The sequence below is a fragment of the Enterobacter sp. LM3 genome (assembly GCF_046622475.1).
Lineage (GTDB): Bacteria > Pseudomonadota > Gammaproteobacteria > Enterobacterales > Enterobacteriaceae > Enterobacter > Enterobacter cloacae_P.
Genome location: NZ_JBJURN010000006.1, coordinates 52,221 through 70,555, shown reverse-complemented (window position 1 = coordinate 70,555; position 18,335 = coordinate 52,221). Strand labels below are relative to the sequence as shown.

Genomic DNA, 18,335 nt, shown 5'->3' with positions numbered 1-18,335 from the left:
CGCAGGTTCCCTTACGCCTTCTCAATGTTGACTAAGAACGCCTTGTACTCTGGCGTTTGTGAGTTAGCGTCACCCACCGATGGCGTCAGCGTATTGGCAAGGAAGCCTTTGCGGGTTGCACCTTCAAAGCCCCAGTGACACGGAATACCAATGGTGTTGACCTTGCGGCCATCAATGGTCAAGGTCTGCAGGCGTTTGGTCACCACCGCTTTGGCTTTGATAAAACCACGTTTCGAGGTCACCTTCACCATATCTCCTGCCGTAATGCCTTTCTCATGTGCCAGACTCTCCCCGATCTCGATAAACTGATCCGGCTGGGCGATGGCGTTAAGTCGTGCATGCTTGGTCCAGTGGCGAAACAGCTCGGTAATCGAGTAGGTTGTCGCAACATAGGGAAACGCATCTGCTTTGCCCATATTGGCAATATCGTCTTTAAACACGCGGGCTACCGGGCTGGAGATAACATCCGGGTGCAACGGGTTTGTTCCAATCGGTGATTCAATCGGTTCGTAGTGTTCCGGGAACGGTCCATCGTTCATTTTGTCGATGGAGAAGAGCCGCGCTACGCCCTCCGGGTTCATGATAAATGGCCCGACATTGCTGCCCGGTGCAGAGGCGTTGTAATCCGCCACATCCATTCCGGACCACTTTTTGCCGTCCCAGTGCAATAAGGCACGCTCTGCATCCCACGGTTTTCCCTGAGGGTCGGCCGACGCGCGGTTATAGAGAATGCGACGGTTAGCTGGCCACGACCATGCCCAGCCCGGTGTGCAGCCCAGCCCGTACGGATCGCTGTTATCACGATTCGCCATCTGGTTACCCTGCTCCGTCCAACTACCGCAGTAAACCCAGCAGAAGCTGCTGGTTGAACCGTCATCACGCAGCTGGGCAAAGCTGCTGAGCTGCTGACCCTTCTTCGCGATTGGCTGACCTTCATCATCAAACAGATCCACCAGCGCGACACCGTTGGCCTCACGGGCAATCTCTTCAGGATGCGGATCGCGCGGATTCTTATACGCCCAGGACATACTCAGCACCGGTTCCGGGTTCGCCCCGCCTTCCTGCTGGTACAGTTCACGCAGACGCGTAAACAGGCGGCCCAGAATTTTGCCATCATGCATCGCTTCGCCTGGTGGCTCAGCTGCAGCCCAGTGCCACTGTAGCCAACGGCCTGAGTTGGCGATTGAGCCATCTTCCTCCGCGAAGCACGACGACGGCAGACGGAAAACTTCGGTCTGGATATCCGCGGGGTTGACGTCGTTCATCTCCCCGTGATGCTGCCAGAAGGTTGATGACTCGGTGACCAGCGGATCAATAATCACCATGTATTTCAGCTTTGCCAGCGCGCGGGAAGATTTGTTCTTATCCGGGAATGCCGCCAGCGGGTTAAAGCCCTGTACGATATAACCGTTGATTTTGCCTTCCAGCATCAGCTCTGCCTGGGTCATCACGTCGTAGAGACGATCCCACTTCGGCAGCCAGTCATAGCCCCAGTTATTTTCAGCCGTTGCGCGATCGCCCCAGAAGCTTTTCATCATGCTGACGAAGAACTTCGGCGTGTTTTGCCAGTAGTTCACTTCGTTAAGGCCTAACGATGGGGGCGTAATCTGGGAAATATAGGTCTGATAGTCCGGCTGTTTTTCCGACGGCAGCGGCATGTATCCCGGAAGGTTAGTTGAGAGCAAACCGAGATCGGTATAGCCCTGAATATTGGAGTGTCCACGCAAGGCATTCACGCCACCACCCGCCATACCAATATTGCCGAGCAACAGCTGTAACATGCCCGCCGCACGAATAATCTGCGCCCCGGCAGAGTGGTGCGTCCAGCCCAGTGCATAGAGGATGGTTGCAGTGCGATCCGGTACGCTGGTACTGGCGAGGATCTCACAGATGCGGGTGAAGTCAGCAACAGAAGTGCCGCACAGACGGTTGACCATTTCCGGCGTGTAGCGGTCAACGTGTGTTTTCAGCAAGTTCCAGACGCAACGGGGATCGCTGAGCGTTTCATCACGCCGGGCATTCCCCTGCGCGTCCAGCTGATAGAACCAGCTCGATTTATCATACTGGCGCTTGCTCGCGTCATATCCACTGAACAACCCGTCGTTAAAAGTATAATCCTCGCGGATCAGCAGGCTGGCATTCGTATAAGCGCGGACATAGTCGTGCTGAACGGTATCGTGCGCAATCAGATAGCGGATAACCCCCAGCAGAAAGGCGGTGTCTGAACCTGCACGGATTGGGGCGTAAAGGTCGGCGACAGCAGCACTGCGGTTGAAGCGCGGATCGACCACCACCACCGTGGCATCGTTTTTTGTTTGTGCTTCAACGACCCACTTAAAGCCTACCGGGTGCGCTTCAGCGGCGTTTCCGCCCATCACCAACACCACATTGGCGTTTTTGATATCCACCCAGTTGTTGGTCATCGCACCGCGACCAAAGGTTGGTGCCAGTGCCGCCACGGTTGGCCCATGACACAAACGCGCCTGACAGTCGATGGCGACCATCCCCAGTGCGCGGGTGAACTTACCGTCGAGGATCCCAGTTTCGTTACTCGCTGCCGATGAGCAAAGCATCCCGGTGGTGCTCCAGCGGTTGACCGTCAGCCCCTGGGCATTTTTCTCAATAAAATTCGCATCGCGATCCGTCTTCATCAGCCGGGCGATGCGCTCGATTGCATCATCCCAGGAGATACGCTGCCATTTATCCGAACCCGGCGCACGGTATTCAGGGTAAAGCAGACGGTTATCGCTATGAATATAGTCCAGTACCCCGGCCCCTTTTGGACACAACGAACCGCGGCTCACCGGATGATCAGGATCCCCTTCAACGTGATAAATACTTTCCCTGACGTTTTTGGCGGTATCGCCGAGGCTGTACATGATCATGCCGCAACCTACTGAACAATAGGTACAGTTATTACGCGTCTCTTTTGCTTTTAAAAGTTTGTATTGACGTGTTTCTGCCTGTGCAGAAAACGATGATAAAAATCCGAGTGATGCGACAGTTGTTCCTGCCATACCCCCCGCGCAGATCTTGAAGAACTGCCTCCGGCTAAGCTCCATTGTTCCTCCAGCTTAAACTTAAGACATGAAAAGGGACAGAGATTATAGGGGTATTGTGTCTGATAAACCATTATCCATTTGTGGTTATAAGACCCTGATAAATGAGAGGGCGCATTCCTGTCAAATTCGGGACATTCTAAGGATGCATGTTGATCATGCTGCTCTGTCTCTCATTTTCACGAAAAATTAAATTGTCTGCTTAGACAGCATCGATAAAGCCATTTACGACTTATACCAGTACTTAAATCGTAAATGCTTAAAGAGATATTTTTCTTAACAGGATACCTGGTATTATTTTTTTACTGGTTTCTGTTGAAGTTACTAAGAATAAAATATACGGACAGTTATTATGATGAATATCATAATAAAATTTATAACCAACAACTATTTAGAGAATACGTGGTGAATTGATTGCAATCCCAGTGATAGTGTACAAAAAAGGCCGCAAGCGCGGCCTTTTCTTCAGGTATTAATGGACGTGAACGCCCAACCGCCAGGCAAAGTAGATCTCTTCTTTGAGTTCATTTGAAGAGAGCGCCAGCAAATCAGCAAACTCCAGCTCAAGCTGCTTCAGCTTTTTCAGGTACTGCGCCGGAGACAGGTTGCTTTTATCGCGACGTATATATTCAATTGCCAGTTGTGTTGGGGTTATTTCAGTATCCATGATGTCCTCGCTTATGTACAAAACCTGACCAGTATATCACAGTCAACCGCCTGGTTTTTGACCAAATGCAAAACATCGGGCAACTTTACACAACCGCCGTCGTCAGGCGCGACGAACAGCACAGACGTTCCTGCTCATCGAGAATGTCTATCTGCCACACCTGATGACGTCTCCCGGCGTGGAGGGCGCGGCAGATCCCCCGCACTCGCCCACTGCGCACGGAACGAATATGGTTAGCATTAACTTCCAGTCCGACAACGTTTTGCTCGCCTTCGGTGCAGAGATACCCTGCCACCGACCCCAGCGTTTCGGCCAGCACGACGGACGCGCCACCGTGCAGTAAGCCAAACGGTTGATGGGTACGGCTATCGACCGGCATGGTGGCTTCCAGCTCATTCTCACCAATGCGGGTAAACTGGATATCCAGCAAACCCACCATATTACCTTCGCTCATGGCATTCAGTGCCTGTAGCGTCACAGCTCGTTTCCAGATCATCCGATAATCTCCAGTAAAGCCTGTAATGGATGGCGCACGCCGTTACCTTCGACGCGTTTTACCTGGCTGCGGCACGAGTAGCCCGTCGCCAGACAACGATTTCGCGGTAAGCGCTGCATCGCCTGATGCCACGACAACTCGTAGATCCCCAACGACGTTGCATGGTTTTTCACTTCATGCCCGTAAGTACCGGCCATACCGCAGCAGCCGACGCTGACGTTCTCCAGTTTCGCGCCAAAACGGGCGAAAATAGAGGCCCACTGGGCAGGAGCCCCTGGCAAAGCGGTCACTTCGGTACAGTGGCCAAAAAGATACCATGACTCACCGCGCACATCTGCCGTGGTCATCCCCTGCAGTGCGGCTGGTAGCCATTCGTGCACCAGCATGACGTGGAAATCGCCGCGTTTTTCGCCCAGCGTCTGTTTGTACTCATCCCGGTAGCACAGCACCAGCGCCGGATCGACACCGACCATTGGCATGCCCAGTTGCGCAACGCGATTTAAGAAATCTGCGGTTTTCCGGGCTGTTTTGGCAAAGCGGGTCAGGAAACCTTTAATGTGCTGCGCCTTGCCGTTTGGCGAGAACGGCAGCACCACTGGCTGATAATCCAGCTTTTCAGCCAGGCGTACAAAGTCAGCCACCACCTGAGCATCGTAGTAACTGGTAAACGGATCCTGCACCACCAGCACCACGCGGGCTTTCTGCTCCGGGCTTAACGCTTCAAGTTGCTCCAGCGTCATGTTCGCCGAGCGGTGTCCAACCAGCTGGCGTTGCAAGGATGGCGTCGACAACAGCGGCAGATCCACCATCCCGATATGTTTTTCGGAGAGCTTGCGCACCAGCGGCTGATTGATAAAGAAGTTAAAGGTCTTCGGCGCTCTCGCCATCAGCGGCGCGTAGCTTTCCACCGTTGCCACCAGGTGGTCACGCATCGGGCGCAGATAGCGCGTGTGGTAAAGCTGCAGGAAGCGGGAACGGAACTCCGGCACGTCGATTTTAATTGGGCACTGGGTCGAACACGCCTTACAGGCCAGGCAGCCGGACATTGCCTCTTTCACTTCATGCGAGAAGTCGTACTCGCCCTTGCTTGCATGCCAGCTGTTGCGGGTACGTTCGATAAGCGAACGCAGGCTGGCACCTTTCTCCGGCAGTTCCTGCTCCAGTTTCAGTGGATCCACCCCACGATCGGCCAACAAACGCAGCCATTCGCGCACCAGCGTTGCTCGCCCCTTTGGGGAGTGAATGCGGTTGCTGGTCATTTTCATCGACGGGCACATCGGGCTTTTCACGTCAAAGTTAAAGCACAGGCCGTTGCCATTACACTCCATTGCACCGCGCCAGGAGGTGCGTACCGCAACCGGAATTTGTCTGTCCCAGGTGCCGCGTTTGACGGAATCCACCCGTAACATCGGCGCGTCAACCCCCTCTGGCGGGCAAATTTTTCCCGGGTTGAGGCGGTTATCAGGGTCGAATACCGCTTTGACCTTGCGCAGCTCACCGTAGAGTTGTTCACCGAAGAAAGCCGGGCTGTACTCCGCACGGAACCCCTTACCGTGTTCACCCCACAGCAGACCGCCATATTTGGCGGTCAGGGCCACGACATCGTCGGAGATTGCTTTCATCAGCATCTCCTGCTGGGGGTCACACATGTCCAGTGCCGGACGCACATGCAGTACCCCGGCGTCGACGTGTCCGAACATGCCATAGCTCAGGCCGTGGCTGTCCAGCAGTGCGCGAAACTCAACGATATAATCCGCCAGATGCTCCGGTGGTACGCAGGTGTCTTCGGCAAAGGGAATGGGTTTGGCGGCACCTTTGGCGTTGCCAAGCAGCCCCACCGCTTTTTTACGCATCGCGTAGATACGTTCAATGCCGGAGAGATCGTTACAGAGCTGCCAGCCAATCACCCCGCCCTCGCCCCGGGCGATGAGCTCGTCCAGCCTCTGACAAAGCATCGTCACCTGACTTTCGATCAGTTCGGCATCATCACCCGCAAATTCAACAATATTCAGGCCGAGCATCTCTTTATCCGGCACATCGGTGATCAGCTCGCTCACGGAGTGCCAGACGATATCTTCCCGGGCCAGATTCAGCACTTTGGAGTCGACGGTTTCCACCGACAACGCCCGCGCCTCCACCATAAACGGCGCATTGCGCAGTGCGGAGTCGAAAGAGTTGTATTTGACGTTCACCAGGCGGCGCACCTTCGGCAAGCGGGTGATATCCAGACGCGCCTCGGTGATAAACGCCAGCGTCCCTTCGGAGCCGGTCAGCACGCGGGTCAAATCAAACTGGCTCAAATCATCATTAAAAACATGACGCAGGTCGTAACCTGTTAAGAAGCGGTTCAGTTTTGGGAATTTATCGAGGATCAGCTGGCGGTTATCGCGACAGCGTTCCAGTACGGTGCGATAAATTCGCCCGCTCGTGGTGTTCTCTTTGCCCAACGTTTCCGCCAGCTCAACCGGCATCGGCTGGGTATCAAGGATATCGCCCCCCATCAGTACCGCGCGAACGCCCATAACGTGATCGGAGGTTTTACCGTAGACCAGGGAACCCTGACCGGAAGCATCGGTGTTGATCATCCCGCCAATTGTGGCGCGGTTGCTTGTGGACAGCTCCGGGGCGAAAAAGTAGCCGTAGGGTTTCAGGTATTGGTTGAGCTGATCTTTAATGACCCCCGCTTCAACGCGCACCCACCCCTCTTCAGGGTTGATCTCAATGATGCGGTTCATATAACGGGACATATCGATGATGATGCCCTGGTTCAGTGCCTGGCCATTGGTGCCGGTACCGCCGCCGCGTGGGGTAAATATCAGAGACGTAAATCGTTCTTGCGCCGCCAGACGGGCTACCAGCGCGACATCAGCCGTTGAGCGTGGGAAAACGACGGCATCGGGAAGTAGCTGGTAGATACTGTTATCGGTCGCCATCGTCAGCCTGTCGGCATAATTGGTGGCGGTATCACCTGTAAAACCCTGTTGCTCCAGTGCCTGCAAAAAATTAAGCACCAGCTGAACGACGCCGGGTGCCTGGGAAATCTGTGGGATCATTACTGTCGACCCTAATTAGAGTTGTGGATCCCCTTCATACTTCAAGCAGCAGATGCGTTGGCTGCGTCTACTCACCCTGGCCACATAGTTATCCATGCGCCCAGGGATTCGTTCACTTGCCGCCTTCCTGCAGCCCGAATTATTCAGGAGATAATCGTTTGCGTTGTGTCCCAACTTTTTATCACATTTTTTTCTTATACGCTCAGCAGAATTACAGGCAAAATCCGCCTGTCAAAAATCGCTGAAATCACTAATGATTAGAGAGACGCGGTTTTACGTTTCCGCCGGCCTGTCTGGCGTTCATTTAAGGAAAGTTTCATTTATGGTCAATCTTCGTCAGCCCAGGGATGTTGCGCAAATTTTACTGTCGGTGCTGTTCTTAGCCATCATGATTATTGCGTGTCTGTGGATTGTTCAACCTTTCGTGCTCGGCTTTGCCTGGGCCGCGACCGTGGTCGTCGCGACCTGGCCTTTACTCTTGCGTTTGCAGAAACTGCTCTTTGGACGGCGTGGTCTGGCGGTGCTGGTCATGACCCTGCTGCTGTTCCTGCTGTTTATTATTCCGATTGCGCTGCTGGTGAATAGCCTTGTTGACTCCAGTGGCCCGGTTATTCGCGCCATCTCCAGCGGCGATCTGACGCTGCCGGATCTCACCTGGCTCAACAGTATTCCCGTCGTGGGCGCAAAACTCTACAGCGGCTGGCACAGCCTGCTGGAGATGGGCGGCAGTGCGCTGATGGCGAAAGTGCGACCGTATATTGGCACCACCACTACCTGGTTTGTTGGTCAGGCCGCGCATATCGGCCGGTTTATGATGCACTGTACCCTGATGCTGGTCTTCAGCGCCCTGCTGTACTGGCGTGGTGAACAAGTGGCTCTGGGGATCCGTCATTTTGCCACCCGACTGGCGGGTAAACGCGGCGATGCGGCCGTTCTGCTGGCCGCTCAGGCCGTCCGTGCCGTTGCGCTTGGCGTGGTGGTGACTGCGCTGGTGCAGGCCGTGCTGGGCGGTATCGGGCTTGCCATCTCAGGTGTGCCTTACGCAACCATCTTTACCGTCGTGATGCTGATGACCTGCCTTGCGCAACTGGGACCATTGCTGGTGCTGGTACCCTGCATTATCTGGCTCTACTGGACAGGTGATACCACCTGGGGCACCGTCCTGTTGGTCTGGAGCTGCGTGGTCGGGACGATGGATAACGTCATTCGCCCAATCCTCATCCGTATGGGAGCCGATCTGCCGCTGATCCTGATCCTGTCAGGCGTTATTGGTGGATTGATTGCATTTGGGATGATCGGTCTGTTTATTGGCCCGGTACTTCTGGCAGTGACATGGCGTCTCTTCTCCGCCTGGGTGCATGAAGTACCACCGCCGGGAACTGACCCGGACGTGATCCTGAGCGAACTGGAAGAGCTGGAAGACCAGAACAAACAGTAACGGTATGGCCGGGTAGCGCTACGTTTACCCGGCCTGAATTGCTCCCCGCAATACTTAACCATTGTTAAACTATTTATTCTCTGCGCACTGGTCTGACCCGCAAAACCAGCTGTAACTCTGTCATCTACTTCAAAAAATCTTTACGACTCTTTAACTATTGAGACGAATCTGATCGACGCAAAAAAACGCAATGCCTACTATTAGCTCACGGTTATAGATCAACACCTTGATTTATAAGCATGGAAATCCCCTGAGTGAAACAACGAATTGCTGTGTGTAGTCTTTGCCCATCTCCCACGATGGGCTTTTTTTTTGCTTATAAAAACAACAAACCCAATGGCGAGCGTATTTAATCGTCTGGTAGAGTCCATAGTTATATTCTGAATTTGCGATTTCATCTGGAGGCTCAGCCTTTACTTTCAGACTTATTGGATATAGTCGGGTAATAGCAGAGTATGCAAAGCAATATTTTTAGTTAAGGAAAACGCCATGAAATGTGAAAATATTTTTTCAACTCTGATATTAACCTCCTGCGGGATGATTAACAGGATGGCAGTTGAAAGTGAGATCGAAAAATCAAATCTGGAACGGGTTCGTGGGGACTATTGCGCATGAGCAATGCGCAGCGTTATTCAAATGCCTGTTCCAGAACCAAACCGGAAGTGCGGCAAGGCACACAACAAACCTGTGTCGACGTTCCCGTACTGGAACGCGACAAAAATAACCAGGTTGTAAAAACTGGCGCAACCGAATCTCGCTGCGCTAACGGAACTTACACCTATACTGTTGATACCACGGAAAGATTCGGGGGATGACAAGTTCTATGCCAAAGCGCGTTTCGCCAGAGATGTATCTGATGAATTAATCAACATTATTGTGCCTTAATCATATGGGCTTCCTGTTACCAGGAAGCCCATCATATTTTTACTTGTTCAGCTCAGCCAGGCTCAACCAGGTTTGCACCACGGTGTCCGGGTTCAGGGACAGACTATCAATCCCCTCTTCCATCAGCCAGGCGGCAAAGTCTTCATGGTCGGAAGGCCCCTGACCACAAATCCCGACATATTTGCCCTGTTTCTTCGCCGCACGGATGGACATCGACAGCAGCGCTTTGACCGCCTCGTTACGTTCATCGAACAGCTCAGAGACGACGCCAGAATCGCGATCCAGACCCAGCGTTAGCTGTGTCATATCGTTGGAGCCGATGGAGAAGCCGTCGAAGTGCTCCAGGAACTGCTCAGCCAGCAGGGCGTTGGACGGGATCTCACACATCATGATGATCTTCAACCCATTTTCGCCGCGCTTCAGACCCTGGCGCGCCAGTTCGTCAACCACGGCTTTCGCCTGATCCACGGTACGCACGAACGGGATCATAATCTCAACGTTGGTCAGCCCCATGTCGTTGCGCACGCGTTTCACCGCGTCGCACTCCAGCGCAAAACAGTCGCGGAAGCTGTCGGAGACATAACGTCCGGCACCGCGGAAGCCCAGCATCGGGTTCTCTTCTTCCGGCTCGTAGCGCTCACCGCCCACCAGGTTGGCATATTCGTTAGATTTAAAGTCCGACAGACGCACGATCACGCGTTTCGGATAGAACGCAGCACCCAGCGTCGCGATCCCTTCGGTCAGACGACCAACGTAGAACTCTTTCGGTGAGTCGTAGCCTTTCATCATCTCGCGGATTTCGCTTTGCAGCTTCGCATCCTGGTCGTCAAACTCCAGCAGTGCGCGCGGGTGTACCCCGATCATACGGTTGATGATAAATTCCAGACGCGCCAGCCCTACGCCTTCGTTCGGCAAGCAGGCGAAGTCAAACGCTCTGTCCGGGTTACCGACGTTCATCATGATCTTCAGCGGCAGATCCGGCATGGTATCCACGCTGGAGCTTTTCACGCTGAAGTCCAGGATATCGGCATAGACGTAGCCGGTATCACCTTCGGCACAGGAGACGGTCACTTTCTCGTCGTCCTTCATGCGTTCGGTTGCATCACCACAGCCAACAACGGCCGGAATACCTAATTCACGGGCGATGATTGCGGCGTGGCAGGTACGGCCGCCACGGTTAGTGACGATTGCCGCAGCTTTCTTCATGATCGGTTCCCAGTCCGGGTCGGTCATGTCGGTTACCAGCACGTCGCCCGGCTGAATGCGGTTCATCTCGCTGATGTCGTGGATCACTTTGACCGGGCCCGCACCGATGCGGTGACCGATAGCACGGCCTTCAGCCACAATTCTGCCCTGCGCGTGCAGCGTATAACGCTCCATCACCTGACCGCGCGAGCGGACGGTTTCCGGGCGTGCCTGCACGATAAACAGTTTGCCGGTGTTACCGTCTTTCGCCCATTCGATATCCATCGGACGGCCGTAATGTTTTTCGATCTGTACCGCCTGTTTCGCCAGCTCCTGCACTTCGGCATCGGTCAACGAGAAGCGGTCACACTGCTCCTGCGGCACATCTTCAATTTTAACCTGCTTGCCATGCTCCTGCGTCGGGGCATAGATCATGCGGATTTTTTTCGAACCCATCGTACGGCGAACCACCGCCGGACGGTTTGCCGCAAGCGTCGGTTTGTGAACATAGAATTCGTCAGGGTTAACCGCCCCTTGCACAACCATCTCACCCAGACCCCACGCGGAAGTGATAAATACCACCTGGTCGAAACCGGATTCGGTATCAATGGAGAACATCACGCCGGAAGACCCTACGTCGGAACGCACCATGCGCTGCACACCTGCGGACAACGCGACACCGCGGTGGTCGTAGCCCTGATGCACACGATAGGAGATAGCGCGGTCATTAAACAGGGAGGCAAACACATGCTTCACCGCTACCAGTACGGCATCATAACCCTGAACGTTCAGGAAGGTTTCCTGCTGTCCGGCGAACGAAGCATCCGGCATGTCTTCTGCGGTGGCAGAAGAACGTACGGCAAACGACGCCTGCGCATCATCAGCGGAGAGCTGGTTGTACGCATCGTGAATGGCTTTTTCCAGTTCCGGCTGGAAAGGTGTGTCGATAATCCACTGGCGGATTTGCGCCCCGGCTTTCGCAAGCTCGGTGACGTCATCAATATCCGTTTTATCCAGCAGGTTGTAAATGCGCTGGTTTACGCCACTCTGGTCTAAAAACAGGTTAAACGCATCGGCAGTTGTGGCAAACCCGTTCGGTACGGAGACACCCATACCCGACAGATTTGTAATCATTTCACCCAGGGAGGCATTTTTGCCCCCAACTCTGTCTACATCATTCATGCCGAGTTGGTTATACCAAAGCACCAGCGGTGACGAGCCATTGTTGGACATCGAAACAATCCTTTTGTGATATTTGATCGGAGTAAGAAACACCTGACTACGTATTTATACTGGCATATTTATTCCCGCTAAAAAAACGGTGAATCGTGTAAGCAATTTAAATTTTCAACTTTTCGGACACTTTCCCACCTGTCACTAACCCGATGATTCCTATATATTCGGGAAAAAACCATAGAAATAAAGCTACTACTGGAAAAATGAAATCCACTTTTCAGGAAAATTAAAAACACCATTTCATTTATAATTAGGATAAGTTCTTTGCTGTGTATTTTACTTTTTTAATTTATGCTTTCAGACAATTACGTACGCTATTCAGGGTGAATAAAATGGATAATGCTGTCGATCGCCATGTTTTTTATATTTCCGATGGTACGGCGATCACCGCCGAGGTGCTGGGGCACGCGGTGATGTCGCAATTCCCCGTTACGATTAACAGCATCACGCTGCCGTTTGTGGAAAATGAGAGCCGCGCCAGGGCGGTGAAAGACCAGATTGACGCTATTTATCAGCAAACCGGTATCCGACCACTGGTTTTCTATTCCATCGTTATTCCAGAAATTCGCACCATTATTCTGCAAAGTGAAGGCTTCTGTCAGGACATTGTGCAGGCTCTGGTCGCCCCGTTGCAGAACGAAATGAAGCTCGACCCGACCCCCATCGCTCACCGTACTCACGGGCTGAACCCCGGTAACCTGACCAAGTACGATGCGCGCATCGCCGCCATTGATTACACGCTGGCGCACGACGATGGTATCTCTCTGCGTAATCTGGATCAGGCTCAGGTGATCCTGCTGGGTGTGTCACGCTGCGGAAAAACGCCGACCAGCCTCTACCTGGCCATGCAGTTTGGTATTCGCGCGGCAAACTACCCCTTTATTGCCGATGACATGGATAACCTGATCCTGCCTGCCGCGCTTAAGCCGTTGCAGCACAAGCTGTTTGGCCTGACCATCAACCCTGAACGCCTGGCGGCTATTCGGGAAGAGCGGCGCGAAAACAGCCGTTACGCCTCATTGCGCCAGTGTCGAATGGAAGTCTCTGAGGTTGAAGCGCTGTACCGGAAAAACCAGATCCCCTGGCTCAACAGCACCAACTACTCGGTAGAAGAAATTGCGACCAAAATGCTCGACATCATGGGGCTGAATCGCCGGATGTACTAACAAGCTAGTACATCAATACAAATTCAGGTATCATGGTGCTCACTATCGGGGCGGAACCGCCCCGAACTTGAAATCAGCAGGGATTGGTTTAAGGTGATGCCCATCACTTCCCGGTAGTCTGCCGATGAAGCAAAAAATTTCTGAGATATCCCATGAATAAAACTGACGAACTCCGCACTGCGCGCATTGATAGCCTGGTGACACCGTCTGAACTGGCACAGCGGCACCCCCTTTCCGCAGGTGTTGCGGAACATGTAACGGCATCCCGCCGACGCATTGAAAAAATCCTCAATGGTGAAGACAAACGTCTTCTGGTGGTTATTGGGCCTTGCTCCATCCATGACCTGGATGCCGCAATGGATTATGCAAAACGCCTTCAGGGTCTGCGTGATAAACACCAGCAGCGTCTGGAGATTGTGATGCGCACCTACTTTGAAAAGCCGCGTACCGTCGTGGGCTGGAAAGGGTTAATCTCCGATCCTGATCTCAATGGCAGCTATCGCGTCAATCACGGCCTTGAGCTGGCGCGTAAGTTGCTGTTGCAGGTGAATGAGCTGGGTGTACCGACTGCGACCGAATTCCTCGATATGGTGACCGGGCAATTTATCGCCGACCTGATAAGCTGGGGTGCCATTGGCGCTCGCACCACGGAAAGCCAAATCCACCGTGAGATGGCTTCAGCCCTCTCCTGTCCGGTTGGCTTTAAAAATGGTACCGATGGCAACACCCGCATTGCCGTCGATGCGATCCGTGCTTCACGTGCCAGCCATATGTTCCTCTCCCCGGATAAAAACGGCCAGATGACCATTTACCAGACCAGCGGCAACCCGTACGGGCATATCATTATGCGTGGCGGTAAAAAACCGAACTATCACGCACAGGATATCGCCGCAGCCTGCGAAACGCTGGCCGAATTTGACCTGCCGGAACACCTGGTTGTGGATTTCAGCCACGGTAACTGCCAGAAACAGCATCGCCGCCAGCTGGATGTTTGCGATGAGGTCTGCCAGCAGATCCGCAGCGGCTCCAGCGCCATTGCCGGTATTATGGCCGAAAGCTTCATCAAGGAAGGTACGCAGAAAATTGTTGCCGGGCAGCCGATGGTGTACGGTCAGTCTATTACCGACCCATGCCTGAGCTGGGAAGATACCGAACTGCTGCTGGAGAAACTGGCTTTGGCGGTTGATAGCCGCTTCTGAACAATGGCCCGTTATTGCCTGGTGGCGCTAGCGTTTACCGGGCCAGCGGGTCTGTAGGCCGGATGCGAAGTGCCATCCGGCAATACATTACTGTTGCAGTGAAGACTGGATCGCGGTCAGCGCGATGGTGTAGACGATATCGTCAACCAGCGCGCCACGGGACAGGTCGTTCACCGGTTTGCGCATACCCTGCAGCATTGGCCCGATGGAGATCAGGTCTGCTGAACGCTGTACCGCTTTATAGGTGGTGTTACCGGAGTTCAGATCCGGGAAGATGAACACGGTAGCGCGACCCGCCACCGGTGAGTTCGGCGCTTTGGATTTCGCCACGTCAGCCATAACGGCGGCGTCGTACTGCAGCGGGCCGTCGATCATCAGGTCAGGACGTTTTTCCTGCGCCAGACGGGTCGCTTCGCGCACTTTCTCGACGTCGCTACCTGCACCAGAGGTACCGGTGGAGTAGGAGAGCATCGCCACGCGTGGTTCGATACCGAAGGCAATCGCGGAGTCTGCAGACTGGATAGCGATTTCCGCCAGCTGTTCTGCCGTTGGATCCGGGTTGATCGCGCAGTCGCCGTAAACGTAAACCTGTTCAGGCAGCAGCATGAAGAACACGGAAGAGACCAGCGAGCTGCCCGGTGCCGTTTTGATCAGCTGCAGCGGCGGACGGATGGTGTTCGCGGTGGTGTGAACAGCACCAGAAACCAGACCGTCAACTTCGTCCTGCTCCAGCATCAGCGTACCCAGCACCACGTTGTCTTCCAGCTGTTCGCGCGCAACGGCTTCGGTCATGCCCTTGCTCTTACGCAGCTCAACCAGACGGGCAACGTAGCTTTCGCGAACCACTTCCGGGTCAACGATTTCGATACCCGCACCCAGCTCAACGCCCTGAGAGGCCGCCACGCGGGTGATCTCATCCGGGTTACCCAGCAGCACACAGGTCGCGATACCGCGCTCTGCACAGATGGCTGCTGCTTTAACAGTACGTGGTTCGTCGCCTTCTGGCAGAACAACACGTTTGCCCGCTTTACGCGCCAGCTCGGTCAGTTGGTAACGGAAGGCCGGTGGAGACAGACGACGGCTGCGCTCGGAGGTTGCAGTCAGGGATTCGATCCAGTCAGCGTTGATGTAGCCCGCAACGTATTCCTGTACTTTCTCGATACGCTCGTGGTCATCAACCGGCACTTCCAGGTTGAAGCTCTGCAGGCTCAGGGAGGTCTGCCAGGTGTTGGTGTTCACCATAAAGACCGGCAGGCCAGTGGCAAATGCGCGCTCGCACAGCTTGCTGACGCGTGGGTCCATATCGTAAGCACCGGTCAGCAGAATGGCACCGATTTCCACGCCGTTCATTGCCGCCAGGCAGGCTGCAACCAGCACGTCAGGGCGGTCAGCGGAAGTCACCAGCAGGGAGCCTGCGCGGAAGTGTTCCAGCATGTGCGCAACGCTGTGGGCACAGAATGAAACCGCGCGAATGCGGCGCTGCCAGATGTCTCCTTCATTCAGTATCTGCGCATTCAGATGGCGGGCCATATCAATTGCCCGTACGGCAATTAATTCCGCACTCCAGGGGACAGCAGCCAGTACCGGAACAGGACTGTTCGAACAGAGTCTGACCGTAAAGTTATGCCACGCCAGCGGGCGTGAAAGCCCGTCTTGTGGCGCAGACATTTCACTCTGGATCGCTTCGCGCCCTTCCTGCGGAGCATTAATCTTGTTGACGATCACACCAGAGAGCATCTTTTTTGCGCTACCTAACCCGCTGCGCGCCAGTTCCATACGTTCATGCAGCTGTGCAGGCGTTTGTCGCCCGTGGGACATCACCAGCACAATTTCAGCATTCAGCGTCTTCGCAATCTCGACGTTCAGCGATTGCGCAAACTGATGCTGGCGTGTCGGGATAAGTCCTTCCACCAGCACCACTTCCGCATGCTCGCTGGCGGCATGATAACGGGCAACAATGGTTTCCATCAGCACGTCTTTCTGATTGCAGGAAAGCCAGGCTTCTGCATCGCTCATTGTCAGCGGTGCACCCGCATGCAAGCCCGTCCTTGCACGGATGATCGCAGTGGTGCGATCGGGCACGGCATTCTCATCCCGGGGCTGAGCGATGGGTTTATATACGCTCAGCCGGACGCCTTTACGCTCCATAGCGCGGATCACCCCAAGACTGACGCTGGTCAGGCCGATACCGGGTTCCGCAGGAATTAACATGATGGTACGTGACACGGAGTCTCCTCATCAGACATGAAAAAGCCTGTCACCACCGGCAACAGGCTTTTGACGTTTACGGTTTCATCGCCATCAGGTCAGACAACGCAATATGTTTCTGGTAATCAACATTATCGAAACCAAAACCGTTGAGCTGCAGGAACTCTTTTTTGTACCCTGCGTAATCGCCAACCTGCGTGAAATTGTCGTCGTTAAGCGTGCTCATTAACTCGCTCACCGCATGCTGCACGTCCGGACGTAACTCCCGGTCATCAACACGAATAAGCCGGGAAGAATCAACCGATACCTGTCCCCCGGCGTAGAGTTTATCGGTGAACAGACGCTGCATTTGCTCAATACAGGTTTCATGCAATCCCATCTGTTTCATCACCTGATACAGGCACAGCACATACGGGGAAAATGCGGGGATAAAGACGCTGGCTTTGGTGACCAGCGCTTTACAGACCGACACCCAGGCCCCGCCATTATCAGCAGACAGTTGCGCATTCAGGCGCTCCGCCGTCTGAGACAGATGCTTCTTCGCCAGCCCTAAGGTTCCGTCATGGTAGATGGGGTATGTCATTTCAGGGCCAATATAGGAAAAGGCTACCGTTTTCGCCCCTTTCGCCAGCGCGTTATGGTGCTGCAGCCAGTGGATCCACTCCTCCCAGTCTTCACCACCCATCACCTTTTCCGTCGCCAGGATCTCGGCGTCATTCGCCACATCCAGTACGGTGGTATCCAGACAATCCTTTTCCAGATTAACGGTCTTACCGCTGAAAGGTTTTCCCACCGTTTTCAGACAGGAGCGCCACATTTCACCGGTTTTAGGATCGGGGCGCATACCGGTTGCTAGGCTGTAGACAACCAGGTCAATTTGGCCACCGAAATCACGATTGATAAGCTCAATAACCTGTTCTTTTACTTCGGCAGAAAAGGCATCACCCACGATATTATGGGCAATGCGCCCTTCTGCTTCGGCCTGCTGGCGGAAATAAACGTTGTTATACCAGCCTGCCGTACCCACACCCTTTTCGCCCGGCCCACGTTCAAATGATACGCCAATGGTATCCGCCTTCGCGCCACCAAATGTCAGCGCGACTCTGGCAGCCAGGCCAAAACCGGAAGATGCCCCAAGAATTAACACCCGTTTAGGGCCATGCTGAATTTGCTTGTGATGCTGGCTGTAATGAATCTGATTTTTCACCGCCTGCTTGCAGCCCTCAGGGTGGGCCGTTCTGGCCACTACGCCATTAATAACAGGTTCAATAATCATCTTTATATCCTTATGCTCTTTTTTTCGGAGCCATCACCACGGCAATGCCTTCAATAACAATTTCGTTATTCTGGTTGGTGGTGGTGGTGGCTAATTTGGCAATATTTTTCTCGGTATTCAGCTCGATCACTTCGCAGGTGGCTTTAACGGTATCACCAATATAAACCGGGCGGCGGAATTTATTATCCTGCCCAAGATAAATGGTTCCCTCGCCGGGTAATTGCATCCCCAGTACGGCAGAGGTCAACCCGGACACCAGCACGCCATGCGCGACGCGCTTGCCAAAGATGCTCTCTTTTGCCACCACGTCATTGATATGTACCGGATTGATATCGCCGGAAATACCTGAAAACAGCAGCACATCACTTTCAGTGATCGTTTTTTCAAAACTGGCTTTTTGGCCAATAAACATATCTTTGATTGTATAAGACACGGTCATACCCTCGATAGATAATCGCAATATTAAA

General features: G+C 53.8%; 11 protein-coding genes and 1 other RNA gene. 4 read left to right on the top strand and 8 right to left on the bottom strand.

Annotated features, from left to right (window positions below):
- Positions 1–11: 11 nt before the first annotated feature.
- The 4 genes from fdnG to ACJ9N4_RS09190 all read right to left on the bottom strand — a co-directional run bounded on the left by fdnG (position 12) and on the right by ACJ9N4_RS09190 (position 7,275).
- Complete coding sequence (gene fdnG / locus ACJ9N4_RS09205; RefSeq protein ID WP_411500414.1) at positions 12–3,062, bottom strand: formate dehydrogenase-N subunit alpha; 3,051 nt, start codon at positions 3,060–3,062, stop codon at positions 12–14.
- Positions 3,063–3,531: 469 nt separating this feature from the next.
- Positions 3,532–3,726 carry a YdiH family protein gene (locus ACJ9N4_RS09200; RefSeq protein WP_131634415.1) on the bottom strand — a complete coding sequence of 65 codons (195 nt, stop codon included), beginning with the start codon at positions 3,724–3,726 and terminating at the stop codon, positions 3,532–3,534.
- An 85-nt stretch (positions 3,727–3,811) separates the two neighbouring features.
- Entirely contained in the window at positions 3,812–4,222 is a 411-nt protein-coding gene (gene menI, locus ACJ9N4_RS09195) for a 1,4-dihydroxy-2-naphthoyl-CoA hydrolase (RefSeq protein ID WP_182271171.1), read from the bottom strand.
- The gene (locus ACJ9N4_RS09190) at positions 4,219–7,275 is read right to left on the bottom strand and encodes an FAD-binding and (Fe-S)-binding domain-containing protein (RefSeq protein ID WP_182918561.1); all 3,057 of its coding nucleotides are present in this window, start codon (positions 7,273–7,275) and stop codon (positions 4,219–4,221) included. Before ACJ9N4_RS09190 ends, menI begins: the two co-directional genes overlap by 4 nt.
- A 322-nt stretch (positions 7,276–7,597) precedes the next feature.
- On the opposite strand from ACJ9N4_RS09190, the gene ydiK reads away from it, so the two are divergent.
- Complete coding sequence (gene ydiK, locus ACJ9N4_RS09185) at positions 7,598–8,713, top strand: AI-2E family transporter YdiK (RefSeq protein ID WP_411500413.1); 1,116 nt, start codon at positions 7,598–7,600, stop codon at positions 8,711–8,713.
- 207 nt (positions 8,714–8,920) lie between these two features.
- An RNA gene (rprA, locus tag ACJ9N4_RS09180) (antisense sRNA RprA) lies at positions 8,921–9,028 on the top strand.
- Between the two features lie 609 nt (positions 9,029–9,637).
- Here rprA and ppsA read toward each other — a convergent pair.
- Positions 9,638–12,016 (bottom strand): phosphoenolpyruvate synthase, encoded by a 2,379-nt coding sequence (gene ppsA, locus ACJ9N4_RS09175; protein ID WP_182271168.1) that lies wholly within the window; start codon positions 12,014–12,016, stop codon positions 9,638–9,640.
- Positions 12,017–12,351: 335 nt separating this feature from the next.
- Between ppsA and ppsR the strand changes: the two genes are divergently transcribed.
- Both ppsR and aroH read left to right on the top strand, forming a co-directional pair.
- Positions 12,352–13,185 carry a posphoenolpyruvate synthetase regulatory kinase/phosphorylase PpsR gene (gene ppsR / locus ACJ9N4_RS09170; protein ID WP_182271167.1) on the top strand — a complete coding sequence of 278 codons (834 nt, stop codon included), beginning with the start codon at positions 12,352–12,354 and terminating at the stop codon, positions 13,183–13,185.
- A 152-nt stretch (positions 13,186–13,337) separates the two neighbouring features.
- The gene (aroH, locus tag ACJ9N4_RS09165) at positions 13,338–14,384 is read left to right on the top strand and encodes a 3-deoxy-7-phosphoheptulonate synthase AroH (protein WP_411500412.1); all 1,047 of its coding nucleotides are present in this window, start codon (positions 13,338–13,340) and stop codon (positions 14,382–14,384) included.
- Between the two features lie 87 nt (positions 14,385–14,471).
- On the opposite strand, the gene pta is transcribed toward aroH, so the two are convergent.
- Genes pta through ACJ9N4_RS09150 form a run of 3 tightly spaced genes read right to left on the bottom strand, consistent with a single transcriptional unit; the run spans position 14,472 to position 18,301 of the window.
- Positions 14,472–16,610, bottom strand: a complete 2,139-nt coding sequence (gene pta / locus ACJ9N4_RS09160; protein ID WP_411500411.1) for a phosphate acetyltransferase — start codon at positions 16,608–16,610, stop codon at positions 14,472–14,474.
- A 58-nt stretch (positions 16,611–16,668) separates the two neighbouring features.
- Positions 16,669–17,868 (bottom strand): enoyl-ACP reductase FabV, encoded by a 1,200-nt coding sequence (fabV, locus tag ACJ9N4_RS09155; protein WP_182918565.1) that lies wholly within the window; start codon positions 17,866–17,868, stop codon positions 16,669–16,671.
- A gap of 10 nt (positions 17,869–17,878) precedes the next feature.
- Positions 17,879–18,301: a MaoC family dehydratase gene (locus ACJ9N4_RS09150; protein ID WP_182918566.1), complete on the bottom strand. Its 423-nt coding sequence runs from the start codon at positions 18,299–18,301 to the stop codon at positions 17,879–17,881.
- Positions 18,302–18,335 lie beyond the last annotated feature (34 nt).

Excerpts from the sequence above, each read along its gene's own strand:
- fdnG (WP_411500414.1), bottom strand. The coding sequence starts at position 3,062 with ATGGAGCTTAGCCGGAGGCAGTTCTTCAAGATCTGCGCGGGGGGTATG.
- ACJ9N4_RS09200 (WP_131634415.1), bottom strand. The coding sequence starts at position 3,726 with ATGGATACTGAAATAACCCCAACACAACTGGCAATTGAATATATACGT.
- menI (WP_182271171.1), bottom strand. The coding sequence starts at position 4,222 with ATGATCTGGAAACGAGCTGTGACGCTACAGGCACTGAATGCCATGAGC.
- ACJ9N4_RS09190 (WP_182918561.1), bottom strand. The coding sequence starts at position 7,275 with ATGATCCCACAGATTTCCCAGGCACCCGGCGTCGTTCAGCTGGTGCTT.
- ydiK (WP_411500413.1), top strand. The coding sequence starts at position 7,598 with ATGGTCAATCTTCGTCAGCCCAGGGATGTTGCGCAAATTTTACTGTCG.
- ppsA (WP_182271168.1), bottom strand. The coding sequence starts at position 12,016 with ATGTCCAACAATGGCTCGTCACCGCTGGTGCTTTGGTATAACCAACTC.
- ppsR (WP_182271167.1), top strand. The coding sequence starts at position 12,352 with ATGGATAATGCTGTCGATCGCCATGTTTTTTATATTTCCGATGGTACG.
- aroH (WP_411500412.1), top strand. The coding sequence starts at position 13,338 with ATGAATAAAACTGACGAACTCCGCACTGCGCGCATTGATAGCCTGGTG.
- fabV (WP_182918565.1), bottom strand. The coding sequence starts at position 17,868 with ATGATTATTGAACCTGTTATTAATGGCGTAGTGGCCAGAACGGCCCAC.